General features: G+C 43.3%; 17 protein-coding genes and 4 tRNA genes. 11 read left to right on the top strand and 10 right to left on the bottom strand.

All coding sequences use genetic code 11. From position 1 onward, the window contains the following. Positions 1 to 66: 66 nt before the first annotated feature. The 11 genes from FTT91_RS04385 to FTT91_RS04335 all read left to right on the top strand — a co-directional run bounded on the left by FTT91_RS04385 (position 67) and on the right by FTT91_RS04335 (position 13,185). Positions 67 to 1,146 carry a patatin-like phospholipase family protein gene (locus FTT91_RS04385; RefSeq protein WP_131261096.1) on the top strand — a complete coding sequence of 360 codons (1,080 nt, stop codon included), beginning with the start codon at positions 67 to 69 and terminating at the stop codon, positions 1,144 to 1,146. 126 nt (positions 1,147 to 1,272) lie between these two features. Then, positions 1,273 to 2,055: a bifunctional phosphoribosyl-AMP cyclohydrolase/phosphoribosyl-ATP diphosphatase HisIE gene (gene hisIE, locus FTT91_RS04380; RefSeq protein WP_180169038.1), complete on the top strand. Its 783-nt coding sequence runs from the start codon at positions 1,273 to 1,275 to the stop codon at positions 2,053 to 2,055. 22 nt (positions 2,056 to 2,077) lie between these two features. After that, positions 2,078 to 3,580 carry a UvrD-helicase domain-containing protein gene (locus FTT91_RS04375; protein ID WP_004975892.1) on the top strand — a complete coding sequence of 501 codons (1,503 nt, stop codon included), beginning with the start codon at positions 2,078 to 2,080 and terminating at the stop codon, positions 3,578 to 3,580. 16 nt (positions 3,581 to 3,596) lie between these two features. After that, positions 3,597 to 4,970, top strand: coding sequence for an AAA family ATPase (locus tag FTT91_RS04370; RefSeq protein WP_154321107.1), 1,374 nt, complete (start codon positions 3,597 to 3,599; stop codon positions 4,968 to 4,970). 607 nt (positions 4,971 to 5,577) lie between these two features. After that, a complete protein-coding gene (locus tag FTT91_RS04365) occupies positions 5,578 to 8,415 on the top strand; it encodes a monovalent cation/H+ antiporter subunit A (protein ID WP_180169037.1) in 2,838 nt (945 codons plus the stop codon). 4 nt (positions 8,416 to 8,419) lie between these two features. Next, on the top strand, positions 8,420 to 8,785 hold the full coding sequence (locus FTT91_RS04360) for a Na+/H+ antiporter subunit C (RefSeq protein WP_180169036.1): 366 nt from the start codon (positions 8,420 to 8,422) through the stop codon (positions 8,783 to 8,785). After that, a complete protein-coding gene (locus FTT91_RS04355) occupies positions 8,785 to 10,593 on the top strand; it encodes a monovalent cation/H+ antiporter subunit D (RefSeq protein WP_180169035.1) in 1,809 nt (602 codons plus the stop codon). Before FTT91_RS04360 ends, FTT91_RS04355 begins: the two co-directional genes overlap by 1 nt. Before the next feature lie 2 nt (positions 10,594 to 10,595). Next, entirely contained in the window at positions 10,596 to 11,129 is a 534-nt protein-coding gene (locus FTT91_RS04350) for a Na+/H+ antiporter subunit E (protein ID WP_136144286.1), read from the top strand. After that, entirely contained in the window at positions 11,126 to 11,401 is a 276-nt protein-coding gene (locus tag FTT91_RS04345) for a monovalent cation/H+ antiporter subunit F (RefSeq protein ID WP_070154371.1), read from the top strand. The genes FTT91_RS04350 and FTT91_RS04345 overlap by 4 nt, the downstream gene beginning before the upstream one ends. 11 nt (positions 11,402 to 11,412) lie before the next feature. Continuing rightward, a complete protein-coding gene (locus tag FTT91_RS04340; RefSeq protein WP_180169034.1) occupies positions 11,413 to 11,817 on the top strand; it encodes a Na+/H+ antiporter subunit G in 405 nt (134 codons plus the stop codon). A gap of 105 nt (positions 11,818 to 11,922) precedes the next feature. After that, a complete protein-coding gene (locus FTT91_RS04335; RefSeq protein WP_180169033.1) occupies positions 11,923 to 13,185 on the top strand; it encodes a PD-(D/E)XK nuclease family protein in 1,263 nt (420 codons plus the stop codon). 52 nt (positions 13,186 to 13,237) lie between these two features. Here the strand turns inward: FTT91_RS04335 and FTT91_RS04330 are convergent, their stop codons facing one another. The 10 genes from FTT91_RS04330 to tpiA form a co-directional block, all read right to left on the bottom strand. Further along, on the bottom strand, positions 13,238 to 13,642 hold the full coding sequence (locus FTT91_RS04330; protein WP_004975876.1) for a ribosome-binding factor A: 405 nt from the start codon (positions 13,640 to 13,642) through the stop codon (positions 13,238 to 13,240). Further along, complete coding sequence (gene infB / locus FTT91_RS04325) at positions 13,642 to 16,368, bottom strand: translation initiation factor IF-2 (RefSeq protein ID WP_178866000.1); 2,727 nt, start codon at positions 16,366 to 16,368, stop codon at positions 13,642 to 13,644. Before infB ends, FTT91_RS04330 begins: the two co-directional genes overlap by 1 nt. Before the next feature lie 10 nt (positions 16,369 to 16,378). Further along, positions 16,379 to 17,863, bottom strand: coding sequence for a transcription termination factor NusA (nusA, locus tag FTT91_RS04320; protein WP_154321110.1), 1,485 nt, complete (start codon positions 17,861 to 17,863; stop codon positions 16,379 to 16,381). Positions 17,864 to 17,898: 35 nt separating this feature from the next. Further along, complete coding sequence (gene rimP / locus FTT91_RS04315) at positions 17,899 to 18,423, bottom strand: ribosome maturation factor RimP (RefSeq protein ID WP_004975871.1); 525 nt, start codon at positions 18,421 to 18,423, stop codon at positions 17,899 to 17,901. A 322-nt stretch (positions 18,424 to 18,745) separates the two neighbouring features. Beyond that, positions 18,746 to 18,822 (bottom strand) — tRNA-Met (locus tag FTT91_RS04310). Positions 18,823 to 18,956: 134 nt separating this feature from the next. Next, positions 18,957 to 19,033: transfer RNA gene (locus tag FTT91_RS04305), tRNA-Met, on the bottom strand. Positions 19,034 to 19,110: 77 nt separating this feature from the next. Further along, a tRNA-Met gene (locus FTT91_RS04300) sits at positions 19,111 to 19,187 on the bottom strand. 49 nt (positions 19,188 to 19,236) lie between these two features. After that, positions 19,237 to 19,321, bottom strand: a tRNA-Leu gene (locus FTT91_RS04295). Between the two features lie 53 nt (positions 19,322 to 19,374). Then, positions 19,375 to 19,704 carry a preprotein translocase subunit SecG gene (gene secG / locus FTT91_RS04290; RefSeq protein ID WP_004975868.1) on the bottom strand — a complete coding sequence of 110 codons (330 nt, stop codon included), beginning with the start codon at positions 19,702 to 19,704 and terminating at the stop codon, positions 19,375 to 19,377. 13 nt (positions 19,705 to 19,717) lie between these two features. Further along, positions 19,718 to 20,509: a triose-phosphate isomerase gene (gene tpiA, locus FTT91_RS04285; RefSeq protein ID WP_019836081.1), complete on the bottom strand. Its 792-nt coding sequence runs from the start codon at positions 20,507 to 20,509 to the stop codon at positions 19,718 to 19,720. Positions 20,510 to 20,687 lie beyond the last annotated feature (178 nt).

Genomic DNA, 20,687 nt, shown 5'->3' with positions numbered 1-20,687 from the left:
CTCGCCATTGTTGCAAAAATCACCACGCCTACAATTAATGCACATTTGTAGCGTTATAGATCAAGCATGACTCAGCTTTTGCATAAACGTGCCCCTGCACTCAGTATTCGCGCAGGACATCTGGCACGCCAACTGATTGAACAAGAAGGCTTACATGCCCAACACGTCGATATTATTCCAGGTGCAGCAGGCGGCCCCAAAGGTATTGGCATTCAAGGCTTAGACCAAGCTATTTTTGGCGAGTTTTTTGCCCAAGCCCCAAAGCGTCGTACTGTGGTCGGTTCTTCAATTGGCAGTTGGCGCTTTGCCAGTATTTTGGCGTGGGGCGCAAAACAAGGCACTGAACGCCTGTCCGATTTATATACCAACTTGTATTTTCATAAAAAAATGTCGCGCCAAGAAGTCGCTGAGATTTGTCAAAATATGCTGTTTGAACTGATTCAGGGACAGCAACAACAACTGATTCAGCATCCTGACTATCACCTCACGGTCATTTCCGTCAAAGCTCAACATATTTTCCAAAGTGACCAAGCCTTGCCTTTGCTAGCATCTGTGGCTGGAATTATTGGTAGCAATGCCATTGCGCGCAAACATAACCGCTTATTTATGCAACGCGTCATCAGCCAACCTGCGCAAGGTCAGCAGTTTATGGTAGAAGATGATTTTGTCACCCATTACCAAGCCCTGAATGAGCAGAATGTCGCACCGTGGCTGCTCGCCTCAGCGTCTATTCCCGGGGTGATGTCTGCTATTCGTGACATTCCTGATGCGCCCGTGGGCAGTTATCGGGATGGTGGCTTAATTGACTACCATCTAGATTTACCTTACCAAAGTCAGGGCATTGTGCTGTACCCACACTTTACCGACAGCATTACCCCTGGCTGGTTTGATAAAATGTTGAAGCATCGTAAAGCCAATCCTGAAAATCAGGCCCGGACACTCTTGCTATCACCTTCGGCAGAATATTTAAGCAGCTTGCCTTTAGGCCGTTTGCCCGATCGTAAAGACTTCACCTTAAAAGGTTTAGATCAGGCACAGCGCATTCGCTTATGGAAACAATCGGTGGCAGAAAGTCAGCGTTTGGGCGATGAATTTCTGGAAATGGTGGAAAAACAAAACTTCCCTCAATTTATGCAAACGCTTTGACAGTACAAATCTGGCAAGATAATTTAGGTAAATTGTCTTGAATCACGTACACTATAGGGACGATGCAAAATCGTGCGCTCAGAAAATAGCGTCCATACAATTTAAATTAATTTTGGTGAACAACTCATGAATAACTTGCAATGGCTCGATGAAGTAAAATTTAACGAACAAGGATTAGTGCCTGCCATTGCACAGCATCATCAAACAGGACGTGTGTTGATGGTGGCGTGGATGAACCGTGAAGCCTTGGCACTGACTGCCGAAAAAAATCAGGCGGTGTATTTTTCACGTTCACGCAATAAATTGTGGCACAAGGGTGAAGAATCTGGACACTTTCAAACTGTGCACGAGATTCGTCTGGACTGCGATGCCGATGTGATTATCCTGCAAATTGAACAACATGGTGGAATTGCTTGCCACACAGGGCGTGAATCTTGTTTCTATCGCAAACTCACCGCCAATGGTTGGGAAATTGTAGATGCACATCTGAAAGACCCGAATCAAATTTATGGTGAACAAGCCGCCAATGCTCACACCTTAGCCATGAGCCAATCAAAGGCACAAGCTGAACAGGTTGAAGTTTTGGCTTATTTAGGGCAAATGATGAGCGAGCGCAAAACCGCTAATCCTGACTCATCTTATGTAGCCAAGCTATACCATAAAGGCTTGAATAAAATTTTGGAAAAAGTCGGTGAAGAAACCGTGGAAGCAATTATTGCCGCCAAAGATTTCAACACCGAAGCCAATGCCAACAACAAAAATGACCTGATTTATGAAGTGGCCGATTTATGGTTCCACAGCATTGTCATGTTGGGTTATTTCGATATTGAACCGCAAGTGGTACTGAATGAATTGGCTCGTCGTCAAGGTTTATCAGGCTTGGTTGAAAAAGCCAACCGTAGCCATTAACGCGAAAAGCCAACCCTGATCTGTGTCTGTAATCACCAAGCCTCGCCCGACCTATGAGCAAGCCACTGCTATAGATAATGCACGTCTGGGCAAATCTTTTAAAGTGATTGCCTATGCAGGTACAGGTAAAACCACGACCTTACAAATGATCAGTGATGCCATGCCAGAACGGCGTGGCATGTACTTGGCATTTAACAAAGCCATTGCCGCAGAAGCACAAAGTAAATTTCATCGTCAGGTCGATTGTCGTACATTTCACTCGCTTGCATATCGCAGCGTTCCACGTGGAGTCACCGACAAATTACGCCTACCCCGTTTAAGTCCAAGTTTTATTGCCAAAGAGTATCGTTTAGAACCGATTACCCTTAGACGTATGATGGGCGGACGCTATGAAAAATATGTGTTGATGCCAAGTCGTTTAGCCAGTTTGGTGGCCAATGCCGTGAGTCATTTCTGCTCGACCAGTTCGCAATACCCTGCCCCACGACATTTACAAGCACCCAGTTGGTTGCATCCAGATGACATCGACACCTTACAAAAGCATCTTTATCCTGCGGTAGAACGACGCTGGTTGGAGTCAATTGACCCGAATCATCAGGCAGGCATTGGACACGATATTTATCTGAAACTTTGGGCCTTGTCTGAACCCAACATTCCTGCCGATTATGTGCTGTTTGACGAAGCTCAAGATGCCGACCCGCTCATGCTGGGCATTTTACTCAAGCAACGTAATACTCAAGTGATTTATGTGGGCGATGCGCATCAGCAAATCTATGCTTGGCGTGGTGCAATCAATGCCATGCAGCAATTACCTTTGCCTGAATCACGACTGACCACATCGTTCCGTTTTGGTGAAGAAATTGCCCTGACCGCCAATGCCATTTTAGGTGGGCTGAATGAAACCGTGCCACTCTTGGGCAATCCAGAATTACATTCCAAAGTGGTCAACAAACCGCATACCAAAATGCGTGATGCGATTTTATGCCGTACCAACGCCCGTGCCATGGAACTGCTACTGGCAGGTTTAGTGCATGGCGATAAAGTCAGTCTGCAAGCCGACCATGTGCGCTTAAACCGTTTTGTGGATGCTGCCGCGATGCTCAAACAAGGCAAACGTGTGACCGACGTTCCAGAACTGGCATGGTTTAACTCTTGGCATGATGTACATGAATATTGTGAAACCAACGATGGCAGCGACATTAAACCTTTGGTCAAACTGGTGGATGATCATGGTACTAATCCACTCAAACGGGCGTTGGCAAAAATCACCCCAATTGACCAAGCCGACTATATTATTTCGACAGCGCATAAAGCCAAAGGTTTAGAATGGAATCGGGTACATATTGAAGACGACTACCAATTTAAACTGAACGACAAAGAGCATAAAATTAGCGATGAAGAATTAAGATTACTGTACGTGGCATGCACACGTGCTAAAGTCAGTTTAAATATTCATCATATTTACGATTTGGTACAACAACTGAAAATAAAAATGCCGACATCGTTACGCAAAGCGGTGGGGTAATTGCAGCAGGTGCGCTATGAAAATTACATCGGTTCATTTCAGACACATCACCCATTTTGCAGACCTAAAACTCGAACTCAATTATCACGACCTGCCCATTACGCTTATTTTGGCAGACCAAAGCGCGGGTAAAACCTCGCTGTTACGATTTAGTTATCAAGCACTGACTTGGTTTGCCGCTCGCTATAAAGACTTACGCACTGCGGGTTTGGTGATGCAAGATCAAGATATTTTGTTCAACCGCTTGCAAGCTAAAATTGATGTTTGTGTGGAAATTCCAGCAGAAATAGGCAGTTTGGCAGAATCAAGCAACACGCAAATTGAAAGCACCCAACATTGTGACTGGCAATTATATAAAACCCTGAATAGTAGCGGCGTAGGAGTAAGCAAAGCAGAAACCGCCAAGCTTGAAAAAATGGTGCAGCTCTATCAACACGCCATTAAACATGACCCGATGCAAGGTCTACCGCTGATTGCCTACTACCCTGCAGAACGCTTCGTGAATGAAGTTAATTTACTCAATAAAAATAATCCGCTGATTTTACAACCTGGACATGCCTACGAAATTGCTGCGATTCCATTCACGACATTTACTCGTTTTTTTGAATGGTTGCGGGAAATTTCCGATATTGAAAATGCCCAAAGTGCGCAGCTTTTACACAAGCTATATCAGCAACAACAAAGCGAACTCGCACAAACCCTGAATCAGTCCTTATTGCATGCCTATACCCAAATGCATGCACCGAGTTTACAAGCACTGAAAGATGCCTTACAAATCGTGCTGCCTGAAATTGAAGACCTATATCTACAACATCTGCCTAAATTACAACTCATGGTGCGCTGTCAGGGCAAAGATATGCTGTATCAGCAATTGTCGAACAGTCAGCGCAACTGGATTGCTCTGGTAGGCGATATTGTACGTCGCCTCTGTTTGCTAAACCCAAACAGTTTGTATCCGTGTCGCGAGGGAGATGGTATTTTGTTGATTGACCAGATTGATCATCAGCTCGATCAACAACAGGCCGCACAAATACTGACCCGTTTACATCAAGCTTTTCCGCGCTTACAAATTATTGCCACAGGCAACCGCAGCGAACTTTTGGAACAAGCGGAACGCTTTCAATGTTTAAAACTGGAACATCAACAGCTGCATCCCATCGCATGGCAAAGTTTACAACCGCAGTTTGCAGAAATTTATGCTGATGTGCTAGAAACCACTCACACGACAGAAGACGTCAGCCTACAAGAACAAAACCCAACACAATTAGGCACGGCTGAAATTTTGCAGCAGATTCAAAACCATTTAACTGCCGAACAAAAACAGGAATTGCTGCAACGCTTACAGCAATTGGATAGTGAGCCAACACCTGATCAATTGCCTGAATCTTAATTGCCGAAGTCTTTCAACGCATACTTGGGCAAAAAGCAAGGAAATACTTTATCCCGCATATAACAGACGGTATATAATGACTTTGCTGTATGCAAAAAAAATTGATGTTGTTTTATTCATGTAATAAAATCAGATTAATTTTGAACTTTTATAGTAAAATCCGATTTTGCTGTAGTTTTTAAAGTTGCGCAATACAACTTTTTTTATACCTTGAATAGTGTCTATTGACCTTTCAAACACGGTGAATGCTGTAAAAATGCAGCAGATGCAGATCAACTTCATCCATAGTTCAACTAGGTTGTAGATTGACGCATCTAAATATTTTTAACACAGCTTTAACCAAACCAAGCACAACCTTATTCGCTGCATCGTCAGCGAAAGATCAGCATATTTTTTGCTGCTTGAGCCGCCTAGCCATGTAAAATTATTTTTGCATGATCTTGTTTTGAGTTTAAGTTGCGACAATACGCTCATCAAAACAATAGACTACGTGTTTACTGACACGACTGATTGGCTTTCAAGATTGAATCTTTTGGATGGTGTGTTGCTGTCCTGTAATCCTTGAAAGATAAGATTCATCCTTTAGGTTTTCAACCTATTCACGACAATGGATATGAGTGTGCTACCGATTATTATATTGTTACCGTTAGTACTGGGCACAACCCTTGTCTCGTGGCTGAAACAATTTTCACGCGGGGTAACGGCTTTAGGGGCGATTGGCGTCAGTCTGAGCAGTCTTATTCTGCTCCTGACTCAAGCAAAAGCAGTCTTTAATGGCGAAACGATCATTCAAACATGGTCTTGGCTGCCACAGTTGGGGATTGATTTAAGCTTTCGTCTAGATGCGCTTGGTTTATTATTCTCCTTGCTGATCACGGGGATCGGCACACTCATTTTTATTTATGCCTATTATTATTTAAGTCCACAAAACTCGCTCAGTAAACTCTATGTTCTCCTCATGCTGTTTATGGCTGCCATGTTGGGAATTTCGCTCTCCAATAACCTGATTTTGTTGCTGACTTTTTGGGAACTGACCAGTATTTCCTCTTTCTTATTGGTGGGTTATTGGAGCAATTACGAGGCAGCACAACGCGGCTCACGTATGGCACTGACCATTACAGGCATGGGCGGACTCGCCATGCTCGGTGGTTTTGTGTTATTGGCGCAAATCACAGGCACCTATCAAATTGACCAAATCTTAATGATGACTGAACAAATTCAAAGTCATCATTTATTTGTACCAACTTTATTGCTGATTTTATTGGGTGCATTTACCAAAAGTGCGCAATTTCCGTTTCACTTCTGGCTACCCAATGCCATGGCTGCACCCACGCCTGTTTCTGCCTATCTACATTCGGCAACGATGGTCAAAGCAGGGATTTTCTTGCTGGCGCGCTTATTGCCAATTTTTGCAGGCGCAGCGTTATATCACAACCTAGTCACCTTTATTGGTCTATTTACCCTGTGTATGGCAGCATTCTTTGCCATTTTCAAAGAAGATTTAAAAGGCTTATTGGCGTATTCCACCATCAGTCATTTAGGTCTGATCATGTGCTTACTCGGCATTGGTTCACCGTTAGCAGTAGCTGCTGCAATTTTCCACATCATCAACCACGCCACCTTTAAAGCGGCCCTGTTTATGATTGCAGGAATTGTCGACCACGAATCAGGCACACGTGATTTACGCAAACTTAGTGGCTTATGGCAACTATTACCCTTTACCGCCACCCTCACTATGATTACCGCGGCCTCTATGGCTGGCGTACCGTTGACCAACGGCTTTTTGTCCAAAGAAATGTTCTTCACTGAACTGGTAGCAAACTTATCTGGCCCTGTACTGTTGGTTTCTGCAATTGTTGCGACACTGGCGGGTATTTTTGCAGTGGCCTATTCAATACGTTTGGTACACGGCGTTTTCTTTGATGGTCCAATTGGTAAAGATGTCCCAAACAAAGAAGCTCACGAACCTCCGTTTGGCATGCGTGCACCCGCAACTTTATTGGCTGTTTTATGTATTTTAGTCGGCTTGATGCCTGCCTTATTGGTCGAGCATATTGTCAATAGCACGACTCGTGCCAGTACCCAACTGTCGCAGTTTGAAGGCACACATCTGGCAATTTGGCATGGCTTTAATCTTCCCCTGCTGATGAGTGTTATTGCACTGCTTGGCGGGATCATTTTCTATTTCTCGCTCGCCAAAGGTGGAAAAATCCGTGAAATTGACCTCGACCCACATTTAGGTCAATTCCAAGGCAAACTGCTGTTTGAATTATTCTTAAAACATTTGCTACAAGTTTCACGCAAAATCAAACGTAAAACCGAAAATGGTTCACTGCAAAGCTATTTGGTGTGGATCATTGCTTTTACGGTATTCATGGTCGCGCTACCATTATTCAATCAGGGATTAACAACTGGCACACGTGAACTCACACATGCGCCTATGATTGCCATTGTTTTATGGTTATTGCTGTTCTCTGCCTGCTGGATGATGCTGTGGTTCCACCATGAGCGCATCAAAGCTGTCTTAATCAGCGGTGCAGTTGGCTTGGTCGTCACCATGATGTTTGTCGGACTGTCTGCTCCAGACTTGGCACAAACTCAAATCACGGTTGATGTCGTCACCACTGTTTTATTGCTGATGAGTCTATCGCTGCTCCCACAATTGACCCCGTATGAATCTAGCCGTTCACGTCGTTGGCGAGATGCCTTCATTGCGATTGGTGGCGGCATTGGTATCGGCTGGATTGCGTGGCTGGTGATGACCCGCGACCACAATTCAATTTCATGGTTCTTTAATCAGCAATCCATTCCACTCGGTGGCGGAACCAACGTGGTCAACGTCATTTTGGTGGACTTCCGTGGTTTCGATACCTTTGGTGAAATTACCGTCTTGGGCATTGCTGCGATTGGTACGCTGTGTTTAATGGATGGTATGCGTGCGCACGGCACTATCATGACCCAAGGTTTAACCTATCGCTTTAATCCTTCACCGTTGATGCTGCGGATTACCGCCTCATGGATTTTACCTATCGCCCTTGTGGTCAGCCTGTATATTTTCTTGCGCGGTCATAACTTACCAGGCGGTGGCTTTATTGCGGGCTTAATTACCGCAATGGCGTTGATCATCCAATACATTGCGCTTGGTCAAGACCACACCGAACAAATGCTCAAAGCTAAATCTGGACGTTTATACGAAATCTGGATTGGCGTGGGTTTAAGTATTGCAGGTCTGACAGGACTTGCCGCATGGTTCTGGGGACGTCCATTCCTCACCAGCGCACATATTTATGTCAATCCTCCGATTATTGGTGAAATGCACCTCGCTTCGGCTGCCTTATTTGATGTAGGCGTGTATGTCACGGTGGTTGGTGCGGTAATGTTGATGATTTCTGTCTTGGGCGACTCACGTCACTCAGGCATGTCTGGCCCACTTCCAAAGGAGTAATGCAATGATTAGTATTGAGTTTTTAATTGCGTCTGCCATTGGAATGTTAGTCGCGACAGGAATCTATTTAATTTTACGTGCCCGTACCTTTCCTGTGGTTTTGGGCTTGGCGATGATTGGTTATGCCGTCAATATTTTCTTATTCAGCATGGGGCGTATTCAGCTCAATGCACCTGCAATTTTGACTGAAGCTTCAAAAGTCACCGACCCATTACCACAAGCCTTGGTATTAACCGCAATTGTGATTGGTTTTGCCACCACCGCATTTATTGTGCAATTGGCGCTGCGTAGCCGTTATGAAACAGGGACAGACCACGTCGATGCCAAAGAAGAACATCCACTGCTTGGCCCACGTGAGGATGAGCCATAATGAATGATTTCCTCCAATTTTGGCTACAGCATTCACCTATTTTTAGCATCCTGATTCCAACCTTTACCGCATTTATTTTAGTGCTATTAGGCAATCCGGGCTTTGGTTCACTCTCACATGACTGGCGTCAGCCATGGCGTCGTGGCATTAGCTATCTTTCTGCCACACTCGGTTTAGTCACTGCAATTAGCTATTTAATTCAAGTCAGCAGTGGGCAAATTATTATTTATAATTTGAGCGAATGGGCCGCCCCGTTTGGCATTATTTTAGTGCTAGATCAACTGTCTGCCCTCATGTTGGTACTGACTTATTCACTTGCCTTGCCATTACTGTGGTTTTCCAGCAAAAAATGGGATGAACGTGGTCGCTATTTTCATACCATGGTGCATTTCCTACTCATGGGACTTTGCGGTGCATTCCTCACAGGCGACTTATTTAACCTGTTCGTATTTTTTGAAATCTTGTTGCTCGCCTCGTATGTGTTGTTATTGCACGGTCAAGGCAAAGCACGTTTTCAACTCGGGATTCATTACGTCACCATCAACCTGTTGGCCTCTGCCCTGTTCCTAATTGGTTTGGGGATGATTTACGGCAGTGTCGGCAGTTTAAACATGACCGATGTGGCACGTCTTATTCCGCTACTCGATGCTGATGCACATAAAATTGCGGTGGCAGGTGGCTTACTGCTATTTGTGGTATTTGGTATTAAAGCCGCTATGCTTCCTGTCGGTTTCTGGCTTCCTAAAACCTATGCCGTGGCGACAACCCCTGTGGCAGCCTTATTCACCATCATGACCAAAGTGGGTGTGTATGCCATTTTGCGGGTCAATGGAACCGTATTTGATGATGCGCTGAGCCATAAAATCCTACAAGACTGGTTACTGCCGATTGGTCTAATTACCTCACTGTATGGGGTCATAGGCGCAATTGGTGCAGAGCGCTTACGTCGTTTTGTCGGTTTTATGGTGCTGTCTTCAATTGGTACGATCCTGATTGCCATTTCGATGATGAACACACAGGCATGGTCAGCTGCACTGTATTACTTGGTACACAGTACTTTAATTGCAGCGGCTTTCTATTTGCTGTGCGGCTGGATTACCTCACAACGTGGCGCATTTAAAGATCACTTCAATATTGCCCCACAAATGAAGCAACATAAAGTATTGGCAATCACGTACTTCATGATCGCCTTAATGATGGCAGGTTTACCACCGTTTAGTGGCTTTTTGGGCAAGGTCTTTATTTTGCAAGCCACCGCCAATATGGCACATCAAGGCTGGATTATTGGCATTATTCTCTTGGTCAGCTTGCTGAGTATTATTGCATTCACCCGTGTCGGCTTTATTTTATTTTGGCGCGCGACCAAACCTGAAGATGATGCGCAAACTGAAGCCTATTATGAATATCAGGCACTACCTGCGATTGCACCGCCCCGTAATGACCGTGTCATTTATTTTCTCCTAACGGGTTTAGTGCTGTACGTGGTATTTGCCAATCCAATTCAACAATATATGCTGAAGACTGCACAGCAGATTCAACATAATGCGGCCTATGAAGCACTGATTCTGAAAAAAGACCGTGCTACAAATGTGATTAGTGTACAACCTTATGATCCATTGTACTTACCAGAAACCAAGTACGGTGGCGAAGCAATCGATGCCAACGCACATTTAATTCCATACGTGATTCATCCAAATACCTTGGAAGGCGAGCATATTTCTGACTATAAACAACGTCAGATTCAGCAGCAAAATCGTGAGGAAGCACAGCAACCTAGCGATACTCAACTCAAACCTGCGGAGCCCTAAACATGCAAAAAACGAGACCGAAAACTTCGTTTTGGGACAACCTGCTGCCACATCCGTTTGTATCTGTATTGGTGGCACTGAGTTGGTTGATGTTGGCGCATAGTGTTTCTGCAGGAAATCTGTTGATGGCACTGGTTTTGGCACTATTAATTCCCAAATTGATCCAGCCCTTTATCACACGTACACCAGACATCAACTGGACTGCAGCCATTCACTTATTCTTTGTGGTGGTCTGGGATATTATGATTTCTAATATTCGTGTCGCAAAACTGGTGCTTGGCCCAACAGATCGCATGCAGCCAAAATGGTTCCGTGTCCCTCTCGAAACACAGCACGAACAGGTCAACAGTATTCTGGCGATGATCATTACCACCACACCTGGTACTGTCACGGCTGGTATCGACCAAGATCGTGGTGATATTTTGGTACATGCCTTAAACACTACAGATGAAAGTGTAGATATTCAAGACATCAAAAATCGTTATGAAAAACCACTGATTGAAATTTTTGGTGCGCAGTCAGGAGAAAAGCAATGATGATTCTGCCTTATGCACTTGGAATCTGCATGGTTGCGATTACGCTTTCCATGTTGTTGTGCTTATACCGTCTGATTATTGGCCCTTCAATTGTGGACCGCCTGTTGGCCTTGGATACCTTATTTTTAAATGCAACCTGCTTGGTGGTAGTTTTGGGTATCTTTTGGAGTACCACCTCCTTTTTTGAAGGTGCGTTATTGGTGGCGATGCTAGGCTTTGTGTCTACTGCAGCACTGGCGCGTTATTTCACCAGCGGTCATGTGATTGATTAAGGAGAATGAACATGCAATTACTCATGGAAATTTTAGTGTCATTCTTTTTAATTATTGGCGCATTTTTCATGTTGGTGGGCGGCATTGGCATGGTTCGCCTACCCGACTTATTTATGCGACTGCATGCCCCTACAAAATCCAGCACTTTAGGACTAGGCAGTTTCTTAATTGCAGCCATTATTTATGCGGCATTTGAAGGACGATTTGGCTTTGCAGAAGTATTAATCACCTTATTTGCGTTTATTACCGCGCCTGTTTCTGCCAATTTAATGGCACAGGCAGCACTGCATTTACGTTTACGTTCGATGAGTGGCAATGTGCCTGAAACCTTAGATCGTCCGTTGCCATGGCAACGCCAACGGCGCCGTACCTTTTATGAAAAGAAAGTAAATCATAAAAATGATCATTTAAAATGAATGATCATTTTATATAAACTTATTATGATCATAGACTTGCAATGAATTACACATTCGATTTAGCATTCATATACATTTAATGAGTAGCTTAAAAATATTTAAAATATGACTGAAAATTTTACGTTAGAACAAATTCGTACTGAAATTATTAGATTTAAAAATGATCCAAGCTCTCAAAAGTTAGAAAATTTTTATTATTCAAAATCTTTTTCGGAAATTCTTGGCGTAAGCCGTAGAGAAATAAGTCATAGTAATTTTTTTGCGTGGCTATTTAATCCTAATGAAAGTCATGGACTAAATGAATTTTCAATAAAAAAGCTTTTAGATATTCTACTAATTTTCAGCAATGATAAATTAAAAAAGACATACAACCACTTATACAATGCCTTCGCAACTGATGATTATATAATTCAAAAAGTATCCATTCACTCCGAATTTCACATTGAGAATATTGGCAGATTAGATTTATATATTGAATTAACCCTTATTGTTTCAGATACGCCTTATATCGTAAAACTTATCATTGAAAACAAAGTAGAAAGCAAAGAAAATAATGATCAAACTACAAAATATTTTGATTATTTTGACCCGATACAAAAACAACCTGAAACTACTTTTTATATTTACTTAACCCCAATATCAACATTGGAACTCATAGAATTAAATGAACCTGAGTGTAACTGTAAAGAGTTTATTCAAATTAATTATCAATCCATTGTTGATTATGTAATTGAACCAGCTCTACAACAAAACATTTCTGAGCAGACAAAGAATATTCTTATTGAGTATTTAAAATCTCTCAGTCAGCCAGCAATCGAAATACAAACTGATTCACATAAAGAGGAACTGATTATGGCTTTAGGCTCTGAAGAACGAAAACTTCTCACTAGTTTCTGGAATAAAAATCAAAAATTAATTTTAGCATCATTATATGCTATTAGTTCCGACCCCGAACAGGAAAAAGATACTCGCGATAGTATTCGTACTGCACTAGATAACCTTTCTTCCGACAGAGATCGCAGTACTTTTAATATTATTTATCAAGGAAAAGTTTTCTGTGAAAATTTCAAAAAGTCTGATATTGGTCTTCAAACCGTTTTACTACTTCAAGCCAACAATCTTATTGATGATGAAATTATAGAATATTTGAAAGAAGATAAGAGTTGTAGTTTCTTTTTATTGAAACAGAAAGATGACTTCACTGAAAATGAAATCAAATACAGAAAATATAAAGCGAATGGCACCCCTGAATTAATCTATAAAAATGCTGAATATTATGTAGCTCGAAATTGGGGTATTGGTAATACTGATAAGTTGATAAATAAATTTTCTCAAAAATTTCCTGGTCTTGTATATAAGAAAAACTAAAAAAATTAAATAAAAATGCCACCCGAAGGTGGCATTTTTTATCATCACTGATTTATTCTTCATCTTGCTTAGGTGCTGCAGGAGGTAAATCTTTTACCGCTTCTGCAATCAAACCAAACATATAGTTACCATAGGCATTGGTTTTATCGTAGTGAAAACGCAAACGCGGGGTAATACGTGTCTTAATACGACGGCTTAACTCATGGCGCAAGAAGCCTGATGCTTTATTCAACACATCCAAGGTTTCTTTATTTGCCGTTTCGCTTTGCTCATCGCCTAATTCACGTCCCATGACGGTCACGTACACTTCCGCATATCCTAAGTCTGGGCTCACCTTCACTGCAGAGATGGTCACAAGACCACCTAAGCGTGGATCTTTCAGCTCTTGGCGAATCAGTTCTGACAGCTCACGCTGTACTGTATCCGCCATACGCTTCAGACGTTGACTACCCGCCATTAAAGACTCCGTTTAATCAATTGAACATCGTACACTTCAATCTTATCAAGTGGTTTGATGTCTTTATAGCCTTTTACTGCAAGACCACATTCCATACCTGCGCGAACTTCTTCCACCACGTCTTTATAACGACGAAGTGACTCAAGCTCACCTTGGAATACCACCACATCATCACGTAATACGCGAATTGGTTTGTTACGGTGAAGTACGCCTTCAAGTACCATACAACCTGCAGCTGCACCGAACTTACTTGAGTGGAACACTTCACGCACTTCTGCAACACCCAAAATAGTTTCACGGTGTTCAGGTGCAAGCTTACCGCTCATCGCATCTTTCACATCATCAATTAATTGATAGATGATGCTGTAGTAACGAATGTCAATACCATCGGCATCGGCTTTTTGACGCGCAGTATTGTCAGCACGTACGTTAAAGCCCAGTAATACAGCTTCTGAAGATTCTGCAAGCGTAACGTCAGACTCAGTGATCGCACCTACGCCTGAACCAATCACACGTACACGTACTTCATCGGTAGACAACTCGCCCAATGCAACAATCAAGGCTTCCAAAGTACCTCGTACATCGGTCTTCAATACCACATTGACAAATGGAACGTCTTTTTTGCCCATTGATGCCATGATGTTTTCAAGACGCATTGCGCTTTGACGCTCAAGACGTTTTTGACGCTCACGATCCATACGCGCATCGGCAACTTCACGTGCTTTCTTCTCGTCATTTACAACAAGAACTTCGTCACCCGCCATTGGCGCTTCAGGTAAACCTAAAATTTCAACTGGAATTGAAGGACCTGCAGATTTAATACGCTTACCGTTTTCATCGGTCATGGCACGTACGCGACCATAAGATGAACCTGCAAGAACCAAGTCACCTACATTCAAAGTACCGTTTTGTACCAGAATTGAAGTCACTGCACCGCGACCTTTATCTACACGCGCTTCAATCACCACACCTTGCGCTGCACCTTCTTCAGATGCTTTCAATTCCATCATTTCTGCTTGAATTGAAATTAAATCAAGAAGTTCATCAATACCTTGACCTGAATGCGCTGAAACCATTGCAACAGGTACGTCACCGCCCCATTGTTCAGGTACGATTTCTTTGGTGGTCAATTCATTCAATACGCGGTCTGGATCAGCCGATTCTTTGTCCATTTTGTTAATGGCAACAATAATTGGCGTACCCGCTGCACGCGCATGGTCAATCGCTTCTGCAGTTTGTGGCATCACACCATCATCTGCCGCAACGACCAATACCACGATATCTGTCGCTTTCGCACCACGTGAACGCATTGCAGTAAACGCTGCGTGTCCCGGTGTATCTAAGAAGGTGATAATTCCTTTATCGGTTTGTACGTGGTATGCACCAATGTGCTGGGTAATACCACCCGCTTCGCCTGCAGCCACTTTGGCACGACGAATACGGTCAAGTAATGATGTCTTACCATGGTCAACGTGACCCATGATGGTCACCACTGGTGGACGTGTCGTTTGAACACCACGTGCCTCTTCAGCAGCTTCAAGTAAGTTATCTTCAGCTTGCGTATCCGATACTAGAACTGGGTTGTGGCCCATTTCCTCAACTACAAGTGCTGCAACTTCTTGCTCAATCGCTTGGTTTTGCGTAACTAACTCACCCATTTTCATGAGTGATTTAATAACTTCGCGTACTTTAACTGCCATTTTTGCAGCCAAGTCCGCAACCACAATCGTTGCACCAATTTCAACATCATAAACTTGTTTTTTAACTGGTTTTTCAAAGCCGTGCTTGTTGGCTTGGCTCGTTTTCAAACCGCGTTTATGTGAGTTTTGGCTGAAAGACTGTTCTTCCTGACCACGACGACCACCTTTTTTCGGTGAACGTGTATTGGTGGTGCTGGTACCACGCTTGATTTCACGGTCTTCTTTGGCAAATGAATCTTCATAAGCCTGACCCACAAGACCAGCCGCCAATGGAGAATCATCTACCACACGAATGGTAGCGGTTGCATCTTCATTTGAGTATTTAGATGCCATCTGACGCATTTGCTCAAGCGTACGTTGCTGCGCTTCTTCAGCAGCTTTACGACGTGCTGCTTCTTCAGTCGCTTTCAACTGAGCTGCTTGCGCTTCACGCGCTTTCTTTTGCTCAGGTGTTTCAGTGACTTTCACTGCTTGCTTCACAATTGGCTTGTTGGTTGACTTACGTTTCACCACAACCGCAGCTTTTGCAACTTCTTGCTTGGCTGTTTCTTGCTTGGCTGCTGCACGCATTGCATCTAAAGCTTGTTTCGCTTTTGCGGCACCTGCTTGAGGCGCGTCTGCTTTCGCTTTGCTCTTTTCTGCCACGTCACGTGCTTGCTGTTCTGCTTGCGCTTTTTCAGCTGCTTCCGCCTGTGCTTTTGCCAGTGCTTCCGCTTTAATCTGTTCAGGATCTGGCTTTACAAATGTATGCTTCTTGCGAACTTCTACATTAATCGTTTTCGCTTTGCCCGAAGTACTTGCCACTTTAGCGGTACTGGTGGTTTTACGTTTCAACGTGATTTGTCCTGCTTTACCCTCTTGACCGTGAACCTTTTTTAAATGGTTCACTAGGGTACTTTGTTGTTCCGTGGAAATAATATCGTCAGCGTTACGCTGTGGTAAACCTGCGTCACGAACCTGTTCCAGGAGTTTCTCAACTGGACGACCTACACTGAGCGCTAACTCTTTAATCGACTTGTCCGTCATATATTACCTCCTAGTTAAACCATGATTCGCGCGCTTTCATAATCAATTGACCCGCTTTTTCTGTACCTAAACCTTCTATATCTTCGATATCGTCAGTCGCTTGGTCAGCTAAATCATCAACTGTAATGACACCACGAGCGGCAAGCGCATAAGCGATCTCTTGTGTCATGCCTTCCATTGCTAGAAGTTCTTCACTCGGATCTTGGATATTTTCTTGCTGTTGCAATGCTTCTGCCAAAGCCACTTCTTTGGCACGGCCTTGTAACATTTCAACAAGTTCTTCATCTAAATCAATTTCGTCAAATGTTTCCGCAGGAACATACGCAATTTCTTCTAATGAAGTGAAGCCCATTTCTACCAATGCCATCGCCAAATCTTCAGCAATGTCTAGACGTGAAACAAACAAGTCCAAGTATTGTTGCGCTTCATTTTGCTGACGTGCGTGATACTCTTCTTCAAGCATCATGTTCAGCTTATAACCTGTGAGTTCAGAGGCTAATCGTACGTTTTGACCTTGTGAACCAATTGCACGTGCCAACTGATCGCTGGTTGCGAAAATAATGTCGGCAGTACGTTCTTCTTCATCAATCACAATACCCGATACATCGGCTGGCTCTAAAGCACTGGCGATATATTGTGCTGGATCATCAGACCACACCACAACATCAATACGCTCACCATTTAACTCTTGCTGTACCGCTTGGATACGTGTACCACGCATACCAATACATGCACCTACAGGGTCAATACGATGGTCGTTGGTTTTTACTGCAATTTTTGCACGTACACCCGGCTGACGCGCTGCTGCTTTAATTTCGATGATTTCTTCAGAAATTTCTGGAATTTCTTTTTTCATCAATGCAATCAGCATTTCAGGCTTGGCACGTGACAACAACAATTGTGCACCACGACCTTCACGGTTCACGCTGTACAAAATTGCATTCACACGCTGCTTAGGACGCAAAATTTCTTTGGCGATCATTTCTTCACGCGCCAAATATGCTTCTGCATTGTCGCCCAAATCAATAATAAAGCCATCTTTGGTTTGCTTTTTCACTTCACCGTAAATCAGCTCGCCTACTTTGGCTTCATAAGCATCTGCAACCAATGCGCGTTCTGCTTCACGAATTTTTTGCACAATCACTTGCTTGGCAATTTGCGCAGCAATACGACCGAAGTCAATTGACTCAACTTCAAGTTCGCGAATATCGCCAATTGACCACTTTGCAGGGTCTACATCAGAAATTGCATCTTGGCATGCAGGCATTTCATGATCTTCATCTGCCACCACTTCCCACTGACGGAAAGTGCTGTAGTCACCTGTTTTACGATCAATTTCCACACGTAAACGTGCTTCTTCTGAGTTTGTGCCTTCGTAGAATTTCTTTTTCGTCGCAGCAACAAGAGCCTGTTCAAGCGCCTCAAAAATTGCCTCACGACTTACACCTTTTTCGTTACTAACCGTTTCAACGACGGTAAGAATTTCACGTGCCATAAGTCACCTATTCGTTCAGATTCTTATTAATTTGATTAATCTTGGTAAATCAGGTTTGCTTTATCAATATTGTGACTGTCAATCTCCAATACCTGCTGTTTTTCCACTTCGACCTGAATGGTTTCATTTTCCAGATCTACAGCAACCAATTTCGCTTGAAATTTACGACGGTTTTCTACAGCACTGATTAAACGTAACGCAATGGTTTGCCCAATATATGCAGGCAATTGCTCTAATTGGAAAAATGGACGATCCCAACCCGGAGAGGATACTTCAAGTGCATATTCACCTGAAATTGGATCATGCACATCAAGCATTGCACCAACTTGCTGGGTTACACGTACACAATCTTGCACACCAATACCACGACCTTGCTCTAATTCGCCATCTTCATTTAAGACAGGTTCTGCATTTTCATCGACAGCTTTGTCGATATAAATACGTAACAAAGAACGCTTACCTTGTGGAATAAACTCGATTCCCCAAAGATCCACATCACATGCTTGCACTGCTGGCGCAATTAAGTCCTGAAGTGCTTGAGTTTTATTTGATAGCTTCATTTACTCTCGTCATTCTGCTGCGGTTCAATGGTCTTATTTGACCACTACACATTCATACAAACTATAGTAGTAGTGAAACATGACACTTTGACTTTAGGCCGCGCACGGCTTGTATCGACACTACACGATAGCCAATAAAAAAGGGCGTAATCGCCCCTATTCTTGCACAGTAAAACCAATATCCACTGTGCAAAAAGGCCCACCTAGTTGTGAGCCTCTTTAGAAACTTGGTTGCGGGGATTAGACTAAATCTAACCATCTTTGCTAGTTTATTATGCTGAATTCAATCAACTAAAACTAACGTACCACACCATTAGAAACTTGGTAGCGGGAGCTGGATTTGAACCAACGACCTTCGGGTTATGAGCCCGACGAGCTACCAGACTGCTCCATCCCGCATCAACGTGCAAAAATTATATACAAATATGAATAAGTTTTCAATCAAACTTAGCATTTTTGCCTGACTTAAGTTGCACCTTAGTCAGTATAAAGCGTAAAACTCATATTAGAGCATAATCACACTTTTAAAATATTGGTAGCGGGAGCTGGATTTGAACCAACGACCTTCGGGTTATGAGCCCGACGAGCTACCAGACTGCTCCATCCCGCAACAACATGTAAATACTTATCTCAACCTAAAATAATTTAAGTTGCCTACGCTTAATTCACGATAAGCTTAGGATTGATTGGTAGCGGGAGCTGGATTTGAACCAACGACCTTCGGGTTATGAGCCCGACGAGCTACCAGACTGCTCCATCCCGCATCAACAGATTTGCTGCTTAACACCAACTTATGTTTTCTGGATTATAAGTTGGTGCGGAAGGGGGGACTTGAACCCCCACGCCCGAAAGCACTACCACCTCAAGGTAGCGTGTCTACCAATTCCACCACCACCGCAGCTGTGACGCATTCTAGTCGCATCATGCGAAAAAAGAAAGTGCTAAATAAAATTATTCAGCGCTTTTAGGCGCAGTTGGTGAAGTTTCAGGCGATACTGGCTGTGCAGGTGCAGTCGTTTGTACAGTCTGCAAACTATATGCACCTGTGGTTTGTTTCTTGGCAAACACCGCTAAAGTTAAACTGGTTGCAAAAAACAATGCTGTTAAAATTGCCGTTAAACGGGTTAAAAAGTTACCTGAGCCTGACGCACCAAATACGGTTGCCGCACCACCGCCACCAAAAGAAGCGCCTGCATCTGCACCTTTACCATGCTGAACCAAAATTAGTCCAATCATTAAAATGGCTAAGATAATATGTACTACCAGCACAAATGTTTGCATGCTGAACTCCTCATTATTGTGTATTTGCAAAGGCTTGCGCAATTTGATGGAACGATGCCGCATTTAAGGATGCACCACCGACCAAAGCACCATTAATGTCTGGGCAGGCTGCTAACTCTACGGCATTTTCTGGTTTTACACTACCACCATATAAAATCGGTAGAGTCACCGCATAAGCGGTGATTTGGCTTAAACCTTCACGGATTTTTGCATGCATGGTTTGCGCATCTTCAGGTGATGCGGTCTTGCCTGTACCAATTGCCCAAATAGGTTCATACGCAATCACTATCTGTTGCCATTGCTCAGCGTCAACCACAGCAGCAATATCACAAATTTGTTGCAAAACAACTTGCTCTGCCTGACCGCTTTCACGTTGTTGCAGACTTTCACCCACACAATAAATAACTGTCAAACCTGCCTGCAAGGCATTTTTAACTTTTTCATTCAAAATGCTTGGTGTGTCTGCAAAAAGTTCACGACGTTCTGAATGCCCAACCAATACATAATCAATTTGACTGTCTTTTAGCAATTCTGCACTGACTTCGCCTGTATATGCACCCAAACCCGCAATACGGGAAAGGTCTTGTGCAACGGTATAGACAGGACGTACTGCTTCGCTCAATGCAGCTTGAATTTGAGTTAAAGCCAAAGTGACAGGTGCAATCCCCAAATGACACTTTTCAGCCTCTACAGGGCTGTCTTGTAATAATGTTTTAAATTCAGAAATAAGTTGCTGAGCATCGGCATGTATCGGATTCATCTTCCAATTGCCAACCACCCAAGGCTTAATCGTCGTAGCCGACATAGAATAACCTGCAAAAACAATTCATTTAATCGCGCACATTCTACACGCAAATCACATTTCTGCTGAGTTTTTTGTACAAGCTTTGCATCAAACTGCTGCATGAAGTATCTTTTCATGGCAGGACTTACAATTTTTTTAGCAGATTAATGTAACTGGTTCATGCTTTTAGGCGATACTT

Origin of the sequence: Acinetobacter sp. YH12021 (assembly GCF_013420145.1) — a bacterium.
Taxonomy (GTDB): domain Bacteria; phylum Pseudomonadota; class Gammaproteobacteria; order Pseudomonadales; family Moraxellaceae; genus Acinetobacter; species Acinetobacter towneri.
The sequence above is the reverse complement of the archived record's forward strand: the minus strand, read 5'-3'. Positions and strand labels throughout refer to the sequence as shown.

Coding starts and splice junctions, on each gene's coding strand:
- FTT91_RS04385 (WP_131261096.1), top strand. CDS start 67: ATGACTCAGCTTTTGCATAAACGTGCCCCTGCACTCAGTATTCGCGCA.
- hisIE (WP_180169038.1), top strand. CDS start 1,273: ATGAATAACTTGCAATGGCTCGATGAAGTAAAATTTAACGAACAAGGA.
- FTT91_RS04370 (WP_154321107.1), top strand. CDS start 3,597: ATGAAAATTACATCGGTTCATTTCAGACACATCACCCATTTTGCAGAC.
- FTT91_RS04365 (WP_180169037.1), top strand. CDS start 5,578: ATGGATATGAGTGTGCTACCGATTATTATATTGTTACCGTTAGTACTG.
- FTT91_RS04360 (WP_180169036.1), top strand. CDS start 8,420: ATGATTAGTATTGAGTTTTTAATTGCGTCTGCCATTGGAATGTTAGTC.
- FTT91_RS04355 (WP_180169035.1), top strand. CDS start 8,785: ATGAATGATTTCCTCCAATTTTGGCTACAGCATTCACCTATTTTTAGC.
- FTT91_RS04350 (WP_136144286.1), top strand. CDS start 10,596: ATGCAAAAAACGAGACCGAAAACTTCGTTTTGGGACAACCTGCTGCCA.
- FTT91_RS04345 (WP_070154371.1), top strand. CDS start 11,126: ATGATGATTCTGCCTTATGCACTTGGAATCTGCATGGTTGCGATTACG.
- FTT91_RS04340 (WP_180169034.1), top strand. CDS start 11,413: ATGCAATTACTCATGGAAATTTTAGTGTCATTCTTTTTAATTATTGGC.
- FTT91_RS04335 (WP_180169033.1), top strand. CDS start 11,923: ATGACTGAAAATTTTACGTTAGAACAAATTCGTACTGAAATTATTAGA.
- FTT91_RS04330 (WP_004975876.1), bottom strand. CDS start 13,642: ATGGCGGGTAGTCAACGTCTGAAGCGTATGGCGGATACAGTACAGCGT.
- infB (WP_178866000.1), bottom strand. CDS start 16,368: ATGACGGACAAGTCGATTAAAGAGTTAGCGCTCAGTGTAGGTCGTCCA.
- nusA (WP_154321110.1), bottom strand. CDS start 17,863: ATGGCACGTGAAATTCTTACCGTCGTTGAAACGGTTAGTAACGAAAAA.
- rimP (WP_004975871.1), bottom strand. CDS start 18,423: ATGAAGCTATCAAATAAAACTCAAGCACTTCAGGACTTAATTGCGCCA.
- secG (WP_004975868.1), bottom strand. CDS start 19,704: ATGCAAACATTTGTGCTGGTAGTACATATTATCTTAGCCATTTTAATG.
- tpiA (WP_019836081.1), bottom strand. CDS start 20,509: ATGTCGGCTACGACGATTAAGCCTTGGGTGGTTGGCAATTGGAAGATG.